Origin of the sequence: Streptococcus sp. HMSC076C08 (assembly GCF_001810825.1) — a bacterium.
Classification (GTDB): domain Bacteria; phylum Bacillota; class Bacilli; order Lactobacillales; family Streptococcaceae; genus Streptococcus.
The window spans coordinates 304,196-317,544 of the sequence record NZ_KV802735.1 but is presented as its reverse complement, the minus strand read 5'-3'; the positions used below and the strand labels follow the sequence as shown (position 1 = coordinate 317,544).

Here is a 13,349-nt window from a genome sequence, read left to right as displayed (position 1 = left end):
ACATCTATTCTCAGAGTGCTATACTAAAAGGGTAATCGCCGATTTAGCTCAGTTGGTAGAGCAACGCACTCGTAACGCGTAGGTCACAGGTTCAAGCCCTGCAATCGGCAGAATCAAGAAGTCCAAACGGGCTTCTTTTTTTGTAAATATAGGAAAGGTGGAACGTTTGAGATAGGTTCTATTTAACGTCAGAAACTCCTACTTATAAATTAAAACTAAAATTTATATTTTGTGGTATAATATATTTTAATAAGCACTTGTTTTCGTTCCGTTTTAGAGGACTATAGGCTGTTAATTATTCTAGAAATTTTTGCTTTGATTTTTTTAAAAAGTCATAAAAGTTCATGGATAGTAACGAATGAAGTCTCGCAAACTTGGCTGAATATAAATCAAAAAGGAGAAAATTATGAATAAGAAAGAACGGGAAAGACAATTTGAAGAGATTAACGGACGTAAGCGGTCAGAATCAAAGTTGACTCCAAATAAAAAAATAAAAATCTATATTGGCATAGCACTCGCTGTTTTAGTCACTCTTATCTTGGTAAGTATTTTCTCATATTTTCTGATTGTAAAGAAAGAGTCAAATCAAGCAACGTCTGCTGTTTCAACTACAGAGTCAACAAGTCAAGCGTCTACAAGCCAAGGAAAAACAGATGAGACTGATAAGGATAAACAAGAGGAAATTCAGAAACTCAAGGATCAACTGACTGCTTTAGATACCAAAATTACGGAAGCAGAAGCACTTGTTAGCAAGTTCAAGAAAGAAACTGCTGTTCCAAAATTAGATATTGAAGCAATCAAGAACAATGACTTGTCTAGTTTAGAAGGTACTTGGCGTAGTCAATCTGGTAATGAATACATTATTAATGATTCTGGAGAAGTACGTGCGACTTGGTTTACAAATGATCAAAAGTACGAATCTCTAGTTGGATTAAAGGTATCAAAAGGACAAGATAGTCGTAACCCTGAGACAGCGTCTATCAGTGCATGGGTAAAAGATTCTGTTGCTGGAGGATTTGTAGTAGTAGCTGTGCCAAGTGGAGTTGTTATGCAACCTGCTGATGACGGAAAGATTACGGATAAAAGCAACCATGCTGAGGAAAGACTACTTTCTGGGCAAGAGTATGGAGCGATGTTAATGAAACCAGAAAATGTTTATTATCGTGTGAAACCAGATACCAGTAAACTTGAGGAAGCAGAAAAGAACTTAGCTCAATTGCAAGCAGATCGTGAATCAATCAAATCTTCTCTAGAGTCAAAGGAAAAGAAAAACTAGATGGTATTCGTTCAAAAATACTGTTACAATCGGCAAAATCAAGAAGCTCTAATGGGCTTCTTTTTCTTTTGTTACAAATACTCAACCACTTAGACAGAGATATTGACCAGATAGGCAAAAGGGCTTGTTCTTGAAAAAATCCTCTGCTATAATGGTTCATGTAAGGGACGTGAGGGGTCAGTATCAGACAACTCAAGTCAATAAAAAAGAAAATGGAGACAAAAAAATGAAAAAATTATTGGGACTTGTATTTTTAGTAGCAGCAGCGCTAGTATTGTATTTCGGATCTGTTGGATGGCCAAGTTTGGATGTCAACCTCTGGTCACTCATTCCGGTAGGATTGTTCCTCTATTTCATGCTAGAAAACTTTTTGAAAAAAGACTACAAGACTAGCTTGATGTGCTTGATCATTGCCTTTATCATTGCAAATGCTATTTTTGATCTCTTGCCAATTTCAAGTGGTTTGGTGATTGGTGCCGGTGTGCTAGCTTGTGTAGGACTTGGCTACCTCTTTCCTGATAAGGATAAAAAAGAAGATAAATAAAAAGTCTCGAGATTTCTCGAGACTTTTTTTACTGACCAGCGTAATATTTTTGGATCCCTTTCACAATACCTGCGACCAGTTTATCTTGGTAGCGGCTATCTCTGATTTGTTGGTTTTCGGAGAAATTATCCATATATCCAAGCTCTAGGAGGACAGCTGGTTTGGCTGTTTCGCGTAGGACGGCATAGCTACTCTCCAACAGGCCAGCATCCTTGGCCCCTGTTTCTGCTAGAAGAGAGGAGTGGATGGCAGCGGCGAGGCGTTTGCTTTCACTCATACGATCTGGGTGATTGTGCCAGTATTTATTAATCTTACTTGGATAATCAGGTTCATCGCTATAGGAGTAGGTTTGAATACCGCTCGCTTTTGAGTAGGTATTACCAGTAGCGTTGAAGTGAATACTGATAAAAATATCAGAGTTGGTCTTATTAACCATACGAGAACGTTCGGTAACAAAATCAACGTCAATATCACTATCACGAGAAGTGAGGACCTTGTAGCCTAGTTCTTCTAACTTAGTACGAAGCTTACGGTAAATCTGCATGTTGAGATCTTTTTCAGCTACATTGTAGTAAAAGGCACCTGAATCTCGACCACCATGCCCAGGATCTAGGAAAATGGTATTGCTGTATAGGCCTTTTGTAAATCCGCCTTCAGTTGAAACTTCAGAAATCCATTGGCCGTATTTTTGGAACAGGTGTTCCTTACCGTCTATCTTGTAAGTTCCTGAAACATAATGTCCATTATCATCTAGGTAGTAGCGTGCTTTGTCAGAGTTATCGTAAATCCATTCGCTCTTTGCCATGTAACCACCTGACTTGAGGTAGTATGCTCCAATCCACTCCTGATTTGCATAACGGCCATCCGCTTTTAGATAGAACCAGCTCTTGTAGGCTTTATCGAAGATCCACTCATTCTCCGCCATGGCTCCACTGGTTTTGAGGTAGTAGCTTTCTTTCCATTTGTCTGCTAGCATCCCACCATTCTGGTCAAATGAGTACCAGGAACCGTGAATCTTTTGCCAGTTTTCTTGGACATATCTCCCTGACCCGTTTGCATAGAACCAAGTATCCTTGATTTTGACCCAGTTGTTTTCTGCCATAGCTCCACTCTGGTTGAAGAGGTAGCCCTTGAAGGTTGTCGCACTCAGCATTCCACCGTCTTTGTCAAAGTAATACCAAGAACCGTTGATTTTCTCCCATTTATCCTGTGAGATTTTTCCAGAAGGAGCGACATAATACCAAATTTGGTCTAATTTAGTCCAGCCCTTTTCTGCCATAGCTCCGCTTTTTGTGAGAAGATAGCCGTCAACGGCGGTGTTGCTGAGCATGCTTCCAGTTTGGTCAAAATAGTACCAGGAGCCGTTAATTTTTTTCCAGGTGTTCTGAGCTAGTCGTCCAGAGGAATCAGCATAATACCATTGATTGTCCAGTTTGGTCCAGCTATTTTCTACCATAGCCCCATCTTGGTCAAAGGCATAGCCTTTGTAGATAGTAGAATGAAGACGATTACCATCTTGATCGAAGTAGTACCATTTGCCTTGGATTTGTTTCCAGTTCAAAGCAGGTTTATCATCTTGGTAAAAACGCCAGTGGTGATTTTCTTGGTACCATCCTTCTTTTTTGGGCTTGTCTTCTTGCACATTTACTTTCGGAAGAACTTCTGATTTAGAGTTTTCCTCAACACTCGATTCTTTCTTTTCTTCTTTGGCAATTGCTTCCTTGACAGCAGATGTGGATTGAGTTGTGTTTTCTTCTCCTAAGACGGATGCGGGTGCTAATCCTGCGATTGAAAGGATTAAAGCACTGGTCAGTAGTATCTTTTTCACTTTCTATTTCCTAACTTTTTCTTTTTCTCTTTTTCATTTTTCCTATTAATTATCGAATTGAACTTCTTCTAGTAAGTATTCGATAAAGCGTTCGCCCATCTTAGACAGGCTGGTTTTTTCATGCTGGATATAGACTAGTTCAATCGGGTCGTCGATGTCCAACGGAATGGAAACGATATTGTCCCCGTTGAGGTTACTGTTCAAAATTCCTGTTGCAATGGTGTAACCATCCAAACCAATCAAAAGGTTAAAGAGGGTGGCACGGTCACTGACAACAATGGATTTCTTGTGGTGCTCTTGTGAAAGAATCTCCTCTGAAAAGTAGAAGGAGTTGTGCGTCCCCTGGTCGTAACTCAGATAAGGAAAGTCTTCCAAATCAGCCAGTTTGACCTTGTCTTTTTTAGCTAGAGGGTTGGTCTTGCTGACAAAGATATGGGGTTGAGCGGTAAAGAGGTGGTGCGCTAGCAGGTGATTGTCATCTAGCATTTTCGTTAAAACATCGCGGTTGTAGCTGTTTAAAAAGAGGACACCGACCTCGCTACGGAAATTCTTGACATCGTCGATAATCTCCCAAGTCCGAGTTTCACGAAGGAAGAGCTCGTATTTTTCCATATCACTTTTCTTGAGCAGAGAGACAAAGGCATTAACTACAAAAGCATAGTGCTGAGAGGAAACGCTGAAAAGTTCGCGGTGGGCGACAGGATTTTTATAGCGTTCCTCCAGAAGCTGGGTTTGCTCGACAACTTGACGGGCATAGGAGAGAAACTCCATCCCATCACGGGTCAAGGTAATGCCCTTGGGATTGCGGATAAAGATTTCAATACCCATTTCATTTTCCAAGTCTCTAACAGCATTAGAGAGACTGGGTTGGGTGATAAAGAGCTGCTTGGCCGCCTCATTCATAGAGCCAGTTTCGACGATTTTGATAATATAGTGTAGTTGTTGAATTCTCATGTTTTTATTGTACCATACTTGCGGAAGAATGGGCAATGAAGACGAAGAAAATAGGGGGAAAGAGCCTGTCCAGTATTGAAAAAAAGTCTAGAATCTGCTAAAATGGAAGCTATGAAAACATTCTATGATGTGCAGCAATTTCTCAAACAGTTTGGCATTATTGTATACATGGGGAAGCGCTTGTATGATATTGAACTGATGAAGCTCGAACTCTCTCGGATCTATGATGCAGGTCTGATGGACAAGCTAGACTATCTAGAGGCGGAAGCTGTTCTTCGTAGAGAGCACAAGATAGAATTAGACTACATAGAGAAAAATGGAGATAAGAACTTATGACAATTTGGGTTTTGTGGGGAATCGTACTAGCGATGGCGGCATGGATGGGTTATAACTACCTTCGTATTCGTCGTGCGGCTAAGATTGTGGATAATGCAGAATTTGAAGCCTTGATTCGAAAAGGGCAATTGATTGATGTCCGTGAACCAGCAGAATTTCACAGAAAACATATCCTCGGAGCTCGCAATATTCCTTCAAATCAGTTGAAGTCAAGCCTTGCAGCCCTTCGTAAGGATAAACCTGTCCTTCTCTACGAAAACCAACGCGGACAACGAGTGACCAATGCAGCACTTTATTTGAAGAAACAAGGTTTCTCTGAGATTTATATCCTTTCTTATGGATTGGATTCTTGGATTGGGAAGGTCAAGACTAGCTAAGATTCTGTAAAAAACTGTCGAATGATAGATAAAGCTAGCATTTTATGGTATCATCATTTATATTAAATTTAAGGAGATTTTGTAATATGAATTCACAACAAAAGAAAAAACCTTCACTTATTTTAGGTATCTTATCTATCGTCCTTGGTTTGCTATCGCCAATAGTGGGTCTGATTTTGGGGATCATAGGATTGGTCTTGGCTTTTTCATACCAAAAAGAATCTGGACTAGACTATAAAACAGAAAAAATTCTCAATATCGTAGGACTTGTAATTTCTGTACTTAACTGGATTGCAGCCATCGCATTAGTTTTTAGATAAGTAAAAACAAAAAAAGCTTTAAACATAAAGCTTTTTTCTTTTATCCACTTTTCTCTAAGTAGTTTTTAATGATTTCCGATTCCTCTGGATTCAAGGGGCGGAATTGCCCTTCTGCTAGTTCTGGGTCTAATGTAAAGTCACCGAAATGGACTCGTTTTAGGGCAGTCACCTTGACACCGACTGAGAGGAACATTTTTTTGATCTGATGAAACTTCCCTTCTGAGATGGTGATGGAGGCATGGCTCTCTGATGGGCTTGAGGACAGAATTTCAAGCTGAGCTGGTTTACAAGTGGTCCCATCTAAAAAGACAATCCCATCTTTGAATTTTTGGATATGGTCTGACGTGAGCGGTCCGTTTACTACCACTTGATAGAATTTATCGACATGGTACTGGGGATGAAGGAGTTGGAATCCTAAAGGTCCATTGTCTGTCAAAAGGAGGAGTCCCGTCGTATCGCGGTCTAATCTGCCAACGGCATAGAGCTGGTCAGACTGGCCGTCAGGTGGGAGGAGATCCATGACGGTTGGGAGTTTCTTATCCTTGCTGGCTGTAACGACTCCATTTGGCTTATGAAGCATGAGGTAGGTGTGCTCGTAGCCTTGGATTTGCCGTCCTTGAAAGACTAGTTTTTGCAATCCTGTATCAACATTTTGGGCGAGGGAGCGAGCTGGATAATCATCCACTAGGATTTCTTTTTTTAACAGAGCCTGTTTCATAGCCTTGCGACTGACCATTTCTTGGGCTAATAATCTATCTAAACGCATACCAGCTTATCATATCATAAGTCTCTGACTTTGAAAAGAGTTGCCTTGACTAGAAAAGCAGAGTGAAAACATTTACACTTAGCTGAACTGTGATTTTTGAATGAGACTGTGGTATAATTGTTCAGTTAGAAATAAAAATTTAAATATTAGAGGAAATCATGACAAAATTAAGAGAAGATATCCGTAACATTGCGATTATCGCCCACGTTGACCACGGGAAAACAACCCTCGTTGACGAATTGTTGAAACAATCAGAAACGCTTGATGCACGTACTGAATTGGCAGAGCGCGCTATGGACTCAAACGATATCGAAAAAGAGCGTGGAATTACAATTCTTGCCAAAAATACTGCTGTAGCATACAATGGCACACGCATCAACATCATGGACACACCAGGACACGCGGACTTTGGTGGAGAAGTGGAGCGTATCATGAAAATGGTTGATGGTGTTGTCTTGGTCGTAGATGCCTACGAAGGAACAATGCCACAGACTCGTTTCGTATTGAAAAAAGCCTTGGAACAAGACCTTGTCCCAATCGTGGTTGTTAACAAAATCGACAAACCATCAGCTCGTCCAGCAGAAGTAGTAGACGAAGTATTGGAGCTCTTCATTGAGCTTGGTGCAGACGATGACCAGCTTGATTTCCCAGTGGTGTATGCTTCAGCTATCAACGGGACTTCTTCATTGTCAGATGATCCAGCTGATCAAGAAAAAACAATGGCGCCAATCTTTGATACCATTATCGACCATATCCCTGCTCCAGTGGACAACTCAGATGAACCTTTGCAGTTCCAAGTCTCACTTTTGGACTACAATGACTTCGTAGGTCGTATCGGTATCGGTCGTGTCTTCCGTGGTAGTGTGAAAGTTGGGGACCAAGTTACCCTTTCTAAACTAGATGGTACAACGAAGAACTTCCGTGTTACAAAACTCTTCGGTTTCTTTGGCTTGGAACGTCGTGAAATCCAAGAAGCTAAAGCAGGTGACTTGATTGCCGTATCAGGTATGGAAGATATCTTTGTTGGTGAGACGATTACACCGACAGATGCAGTTGAGCCTCTTCCAATCCTTCACATCGATGAGCCAACGCTTCAAATGACCTTCTTGGTAAACAACTCACCATTTGCTGGTAAAGAAGGTAAATGGGTGACTTCTCGTAAGGTAGAAGAACGCTTGCAAGCAGAATTACAAACAGACGTTTCCCTTCGTGTTGACCCAACGGACTCACCAGATAAATGGACTGTCTCAGGACGTGGAGAATTGCACTTGTCAATCCTGATCGAAACCATGCGTCGTGAGGGTTATGAACTTCAAGTATCTCGTCCAGAAGTTATCGTAAAAGAAATCGACGGTGTTAAATGTGAGCCATTTGAACGTGTGCAAATCGATACTCCAGAAGAATACCAAGGTTCTGTTATCCAAAGCCTTTCTGAACGTAAGGGTGAAATGTTGGATATGATTTCAACTGGTAATGGTCAAACTCGTTTGGTCTTCCTTGTTCCAGCGCGTGGTTTGATTGGATACTCAACTGAGTTCTTGTCAATGACTCGTGGTTACGGTATCATGAACCATACCTTTGACCAATACTTGCCATTGATTCCAGGAGAAATTGGTGGACGTCACCGTGGTGCTCTTGTTTCTATTGATGCTGGTAAGGCTACAACATACTCAATCATGTCTATCGAAGAACGTGGTACAATCTTTGTCAACCCAGGTACTGAGGTTTACGAAGGAATGATCATCGGTGAAAACTCTCGTGAAAACGACTTGACAGTTAACATCACTAAGGCCAAACAAATGACAAACGTTCGTTCAGCTACTAAGGACCAAACAGCGGTTATCAAGACACCTCGTATCTTGACCCTTGAAGAGTCTCTTGAGTTCTTGAATGACGATGAGTACATGGAAGTAACGCCTGAGTCTATCCGTTTGCGTAAGCAAATCCTTAACAAGGCAGAGCGTGAGAAAGCTAACAAAAAGAAAAAATCAGCTGAATAAGAGCTAGAAAGAGATAAAGATGGTCTATTTAATCATAGGGATACTCTTATTACTACTCTATGTATTTGCGACACCCCAAAGTATCAAAGGAACAGTCAACATCGTTATCTTGGTCTTTGTAGTTGTTGCTCTCTTGATTTTGCTGATGTTGTCCATCTTGCAAATCTTCCAATTACCGACAGAATTCTTTGTCACAATCGCCATGCTGGCTCTAGCCTACTTTAGCTTGAGAGACATTACGCTTATGCCTGTAAAAAAGAGCAAAAGAAGATAAATAGAAAGAGAGCTATGGCTCTCTTTTTCGATGTCAGAATGAGGATTAGAGCATTTTCGTTTAGTATTATTTCCATAAAAATGGTAAAATAGTAGGAGTAGAAATGGAGTTTGAGACATGAAAGTAATCGATCAATTTAAAAATAAGAAAGTCCTTGTTTTAGGTTTGGCTAAGTCTGGTGAGTCTGCGGCCCGTTTGCTAGACAAGCTGGGTGCTATTGTGACAGTAAATGATGGCAAGCCTTTTGAGGAAAATCCTGCTGCTCAAAGCTTGCTGGAAGATGGGATCAAGGTTGTCACTGGTGGGCATCCTTTGGAGCTCTTGGATGAAGATTTCGCTCTGATGGTGAAAAATCCAGGTATCCCGTATAGCAATCCCATGATTGAGAAGGCTCTGGCAAAGGGGATTCCAGTCTTGACTGAGGTGGAATTGGCTTATTTGATTTCAGATGCGCCAATTATCGGTATTACTGGTTCAAATGGGAAAACAACCACAACGACGATGATTGGGGAAGTTTTAACTGCTGCTGGTCAACATGGTCTCTTATCAGGGAATATCGGCTATCCTGCTAGTCAAGTGGCTCAAACTGCGACAGCCAAGGACACGCTCGTCATGGAACTTTCTTCTTTCCAACTGATGGGTGTTCAAGAATTCCATCCTGAGATTGCGGTTATTACCAACCTCATGCCCACTCATATTGACTACCATGGTTCTTTTGAGGAGTATGTGGCAGCTAAGTGGAATATCCAGAACAGGATGACAGCGGATGATTTCCTTGTATTGAACTTTAACCAAGACTTGGCAAAAGAATTGGCTAGCAAAACACAAGCCACTGTTGTACCATTTTCAACACAGGAAAAGGTTGATGGAGCTTATCTGGAAGATGGTCAACTCTACTTCCGTGGAGAAGTGGTTATGGCAGCTAGTGAAATCGGTGTTCCAGGTAGCCACAATGTAGAAAATGCCCTTGCGACCATTGCTGTAGCCAAGCTTCGTGGTGTAGACAACCAAACCATCAAGGAAACTCTTTCAGCCTTTGGTGGTGTCAAACACCGTCTCCAATTTGTGGATGAAATTCAGGGTGTCAAATTCTATAACGATAGCAAGTCAACCAATATCTTGGCTACTCAAAAAGCCTTGTCAGGATTTGACAATAGTAAGGTTATCTTAATTGCAGGTGGTTTGGACCGTGGCAATGAGTTTGACGAATTGGTGCCAGATATTACTGGGCTCAAGAAGATGGTTATCCTCGGTCAGTCTGCAGAACGTGTCAAACGGGCAGCGGATAAGGCTGGTGTGGCTTATGTAGATGCGACAGATATTGCTGATGCGACCCACAAGGCTTATGAGCTCGCGACTCAAGGAGATGTGGTTCTCCTCAGTCCTGCCAATGCTAGCTGGGATATGTATGCTAACTTTGAAGTACGTGGCGACCTCTTTATCGACACAGTAGCGGAGTTAAAGGAATAATATGAAAAAAATTGTCTTTACAGGTGGGGGGACGGTTGGACATGTCACCCTCAACCTTTTGTTAATGCCTAAGTTCATCGAAGACGGTTGGGAAGTTCACTATATTGGTGATAAACACGGGATCGAACACCAAGAAATCCTCAAGTCAGGCTTGAATGTGACCTTCCACTCCATTGCGACTGGGAAGTTGCGTCGCTATTTCTCTTGGCAAAATATGCTGGACGTCTTCAAAGTTGGCTGGGGAATTGTCCAATCCCTCTTTATCATGTTACGACTGCGTCCACAGGCTCTTTTTTCAAAGGGGGGATTTGTCTCTGTACCGCCGGTTATCGCAGCGCGAGTGTCAGGAGTGCCTGTCTTTATTCACGAATCGGACCTTTCTATGGGATTGGCCAATAAAATCGCCTATAAATTTGCGACGAAGATGTATTCAACCTTTGAGCAGGCTTCAAGTTTGTCTAAGGTTGAGCATGTGGGGGCGGTGACCAAGGTTTCAGACCAAAAAACTCCTGAACCAGATGAATTGGTGGATATCCAAACCCACTTTAATCCTAAATTGCCAACCATATTATTTGTCGGAGGTTCTGCAGGAGCTCGTGTATTTAACCAATTGGTGACAGATCATAAGCAAGAACTGACCGAACGCTACAATATTATCAATCTCACTGGAGATTCTAGCCTCAATGAGTTGAGTCAAAATCTCTTTCGTGTTGATTATGTGACGGATCTCTATCAACCCTTGATGGAGATGGCAGATGTGGTGGTAACGCGTGGCGGTGCTAATACGATTTTTGAACTCTTGGCCATGGCGAAACTCCATCTCATCGTACCATTGGGTCGTGAAGCAAGTCGAGGAGACCAGATTGAAAATGCAGCTTATTTTGTTAAGAAAGGCTACGCAGAAGAACTTCAAGAAAGTGACTTGACCTTGGAAAGCTTGGAGGAGAAACTGAGTCACTTGCTTAGTCACAAGGATCAGTACCAAGCTAGCATGAAAGCTTCGACTGAATTGAAATCTCTTGCAGATTTTTACGATCTATTAAGAAAAGACCTAGCATAAGGAATATCAATGTCAAAGGATAAGAAAAAAGAATCAAACCCCAAGCAAGAATTGTCTGAATGGCAGAAACGAAACCAGGAATACCTGAAGAAGAAGGCTGAGGAAGAAGCTGCCCTAGCTGAAGAGAAGGAAAAGGAAAAACAAGCTCGTAAGGAAGCCAACTCGAAACTACTGGAGGAATCCAAGAAATCATCGAGTGAGTCAGTTGAGGAAGCCTCAAGTCCAAGCAAGGAACCATCCGAAAAAGAAGAAAAATCTCAAAAGGATGACCGGAAAGTCAAAGAGGAAAAAGAGAAGAAGAAACCAGAGAAACCAGAAAAACCTGCCAAGCCTAAAATTGCGCCTGTTCATATTTGGCGAGCTGTGAGTATCTTGGTACCCAGTGTCCTGGTCCTCCTTCTTTCAGTCTATCTATTGACTCCACTTTCGACCATCAAAAATATCGAGGTTAAGGGAAATAGTAACACGCAGGCGGATGATATCAAACAGGCTTCTGGAATTCAAGATAGCGACTATACTTTAGCCCTATTGTTGGATAAGGAAAAATACGCTGAGCGAATCAAGTCCAATCATTGGATAGAATCAGCGAAGATTAACTATCAATTTCCGACTAACTTTACGATTGAGGTTAAGGAATTTGATATTGTTGGTTATTATGTGTCTGGTGAAGAACATTATCCTATTCTTTCTAGTGGTACAGTAGAGTCAACTCCTGTTGATCGCTTAAACTTGCCTGAGACTTATCTGACAGTTACCTTTAACGATGAGCAGCAGGTGAAAGAGCTGATAACGGGATTGTCTACTATCAGTGAGGATATCAAGAGTCAAATCCAGAAAATCGAATTAGCGCCGAGCAAGGCAACAGCAGATCTTTTAAAAATTACCATGCTGGATACAGATGAGGTTTTGGTTCCCCTATCAGAATTGAGCAAAAAATTACCTTATTACAGCAAAATCAAGCCACAATTGTCAGAACCGAGTGTAGTCGATATGGAAGCTGGAGTATACAGCTATACTATAGCAGATAAACTGATAGAAGAAGCTGAGGAAAAAGCCAAACAAGAGGCCAAGGAAGCTGAGAAGAAAAAACAGGAAGAAGAAAAGAAAAAACAAGAAGAACAAGGAAATCAAAGCCAAACGAGCCAGCAATCACAGAGTCGTTAGACTAACTTTTCCTCTTAATTTTGAATGGTATAGAAGTCTAGTTTCGAGTTTTTGCTTGACAAGTCCTACTATAAATAATAGAATAGAAAAAAACCTTTAAAGCAGTCCAGAGAGGCAGCTAAGGTTAGACGGTGAAAGGGTGGAGACTACCCATTTTTCGTGGAACCTTGCTGTTGGCAGGTTCCTTTTTTCGTGGTTTATTTTTGACCATACTCTCTTGCTCGTAAAGGTAAAAGGAGAAAGGTATGCGTGAACATCGTCCAGTTATTGCTCTTGATTTTCCTAGTTTTGAGGCAGTCAAGGAATTTTTATCTCTTTTCCCAGCAGAAGAAAGTCTTTATCTAAAAGTAGGGATGGAGCTTTATTATGCGGAAGGTCCAGAAGTTGTCCGTTATTTGAAGTCACTGGGGCATAGTGTCTTTTTGGACCTCAAGCTACATGACATTCCCAATACAGTCAAATCTGCCATGAAGGTCTTGTCTCAGCTTGGTGTGGACATGACCAATGTTCATGCTGCAGGTGGTGTGGAGATGATGAAAGCTGCGCGTGAAGGTCTGGGGACACAAGCCAAATTGATCGCTGTGACCCAGCTGACATCAACGTCGGAAAGCCAGATGCAGGATTTTCAAAATATCCAAACCAGCCTGCAAGAGTCTGTGATTCACTATGCCAAGAAGACAGCTGAAGCGGGCTTGGATGGTGTCGTTTGCTCGGCTCAGGAAGTGCAACTCATCAAGCAGGCTACCAATTCAGATTTTATCTGTTTGACACCGGGAATCCGTCCAGCGGGAGCTGCGGTTGGGGACCAAAAACGCGTCATGACGCCAGCGGACGCTTATCAAATCGGTAGTGACTATATCGTAGTAGGACGTCCCATTACCCAAGCTGAGGATCCTGTTGCAGCTTATCATGCTATCAAGGATGAATGGAACCAAGACAGAAATTAAAGAAATAGATTATAAAAACAAAAGGAGAATACT

14 protein-coding genes and 1 tRNA gene are annotated in these 13,349 nt (G+C 41.7%); 12 read left to right on the top strand and 3 right to left on the bottom strand.

Features of this window, described 5'->3' with window-relative positions:
• Nucleotides 1–37 precede the first annotated feature (37 nt).
• The 3 genes from HMPREF2766_RS07905 (at nucleotide 38) to HMPREF2766_RS07895 (ending at nucleotide 1,820) form a co-directional block, all read left to right on the top strand.
• A tRNA-Thr gene (locus HMPREF2766_RS07905) sits at nucleotides 38–110 on the top strand.
• A 296-nt stretch (nucleotides 111–406) separates the two neighbouring features.
• On the top strand, nucleotides 407–1,276 hold the full coding sequence (locus HMPREF2766_RS07900; protein WP_049477932.1) for a DUF6287 domain-containing protein: 870 nt from the start codon (nucleotides 407–409) through the stop codon (nucleotides 1,274–1,276).
• Nucleotides 1,277–1,502: 226 nt separating this feature from the next.
• Nucleotides 1,503–1,820 (top strand): LiaF transmembrane domain-containing protein, encoded by a 318-nt coding sequence (locus HMPREF2766_RS07895; protein WP_070569104.1) that lies wholly within the window; start codon nucleotides 1,503–1,505, stop codon nucleotides 1,818–1,820.
• A 28-nt stretch (nucleotides 1,821–1,848) separates the two neighbouring features.
• On the opposite strand, the gene HMPREF2766_RS07890 is transcribed toward HMPREF2766_RS07895, so the two are convergent.
• Both HMPREF2766_RS07890 and HMPREF2766_RS07885 read right to left on the bottom strand, forming a co-directional pair.
• Nucleotides 1,849–3,648, bottom strand: a complete 1,800-nt coding sequence (locus HMPREF2766_RS07890; RefSeq protein WP_070569101.1) for an N-acetylmuramoyl-L-alanine amidase — start codon at nucleotides 3,646–3,648, stop codon at nucleotides 1,849–1,851.
• A gap of 45 nt (nucleotides 3,649–3,693) precedes the next feature.
• Nucleotides 3,694–4,602: a LysR family transcriptional regulator gene (locus HMPREF2766_RS07885; protein WP_001222584.1), complete on the bottom strand. Its 909-nt coding sequence runs from the start codon at nucleotides 4,600–4,602 to the stop codon at nucleotides 3,694–3,696.
• 102 nt (nucleotides 4,603–4,704) lie between these two features.
• Here HMPREF2766_RS07885 and HMPREF2766_RS07880 point away from each other — a divergent pair, with 102 nt between their 5' ends.
• The 3 genes from HMPREF2766_RS07880 to HMPREF2766_RS07870 all read left to right on the top strand — a co-directional run bounded on the left by HMPREF2766_RS07880 (nucleotide 4,705) and on the right by HMPREF2766_RS07870 (nucleotide 5,635).
• The gene (locus tag HMPREF2766_RS07880; protein ID WP_044135604.1) at nucleotides 4,705–4,938 is read left to right on the top strand and encodes a YqgQ family protein; all 234 of its coding nucleotides are present in this window, start codon (nucleotides 4,705–4,707) and stop codon (nucleotides 4,936–4,938) included.
• Entirely contained in the window at nucleotides 4,935–5,315 is a 381-nt protein-coding gene (locus HMPREF2766_RS07875) for a rhodanese-like domain-containing protein (protein ID WP_070569096.1), read from the top strand. The genes HMPREF2766_RS07880 and HMPREF2766_RS07875 overlap by 4 nt, the downstream gene beginning before the upstream one ends.
• 86 nt (nucleotides 5,316–5,401) lie before the next feature.
• The gene (locus HMPREF2766_RS07870) at nucleotides 5,402–5,635 is read left to right on the top strand and encodes a hypothetical protein (protein WP_070569094.1); all 234 of its coding nucleotides are present in this window, start codon (nucleotides 5,402–5,404) and stop codon (nucleotides 5,633–5,635) included.
• A gap of 40 nt (nucleotides 5,636–5,675) precedes the next feature.
• Here the strand turns inward: HMPREF2766_RS07870 and HMPREF2766_RS07865 are convergent, their stop codons facing one another.
• The gene (locus HMPREF2766_RS07865) at nucleotides 5,676–6,401 is read right to left on the bottom strand and encodes a 16S rRNA pseudouridine(516) synthase (RefSeq protein ID WP_070569091.1); all 726 of its coding nucleotides are present in this window, start codon (nucleotides 6,399–6,401) and stop codon (nucleotides 5,676–5,678) included.
• Between the two features lie 158 nt (nucleotides 6,402–6,559).
• On the opposite strand from HMPREF2766_RS07865, the gene typA reads away from it, so the two are divergent.
• The 6 genes from typA to pyrF all read left to right on the top strand — a co-directional run bounded on the left by typA (nucleotide 6,560) and on the right by pyrF (nucleotide 13,316).
• Nucleotides 6,560–8,401: a translational GTPase TypA gene (gene typA / locus HMPREF2766_RS07860; protein ID WP_000164119.1), complete on the top strand. Its 1,842-nt coding sequence runs from the start codon at nucleotides 6,560–6,562 to the stop codon at nucleotides 8,399–8,401.
• A 19-nt stretch (nucleotides 8,402–8,420) separates the two neighbouring features.
• Nucleotides 8,421–8,675 (top strand): DUF3165 family protein, encoded by a 255-nt coding sequence (locus HMPREF2766_RS07855; protein ID WP_000262660.1) that lies wholly within the window; start codon nucleotides 8,421–8,423, stop codon nucleotides 8,673–8,675.
• A 117-nt stretch (nucleotides 8,676–8,792) separates the two neighbouring features.
• Nucleotides 8,793–10,145, top strand: a complete 1,353-nt coding sequence (murD, locus tag HMPREF2766_RS07850) for a UDP-N-acetylmuramoyl-L-alanine--D-glutamate ligase (protein ID WP_070569088.1) — start codon at nucleotides 8,793–8,795, stop codon at nucleotides 10,143–10,145.
• A gap of 1 nt (nucleotide 10,146) precedes the next feature.
• Nucleotides 10,147–11,205 (top strand): UDP-N-acetylglucosamine--N-acetylmuramyl-(pentapeptide) pyrophosphoryl-undecaprenol N-acetylglucosamine transferase, encoded by a 1,059-nt coding sequence (locus tag HMPREF2766_RS07845; RefSeq protein ID WP_070569085.1) that lies wholly within the window; start codon nucleotides 10,147–10,149, stop codon nucleotides 11,203–11,205.
• Between the two features lie 9 nt (nucleotides 11,206–11,214).
• Nucleotides 11,215–12,369 (top strand): cell division protein FtsQ/DivIB, encoded by a 1,155-nt coding sequence (locus HMPREF2766_RS07840; protein WP_042902545.1) that lies wholly within the window; start codon nucleotides 11,215–11,217, stop codon nucleotides 12,367–12,369.
• Between the two features lie 245 nt (nucleotides 12,370–12,614).
• Complete coding sequence (gene pyrF, locus HMPREF2766_RS07835) at nucleotides 12,615–13,316, top strand: orotidine-5'-phosphate decarboxylase (protein WP_042769050.1); 702 nt, start codon at nucleotides 12,615–12,617, stop codon at nucleotides 13,314–13,316.
• The last annotated feature ends 33 nt before the right edge of the window (nucleotides 13,317–13,349 follow it).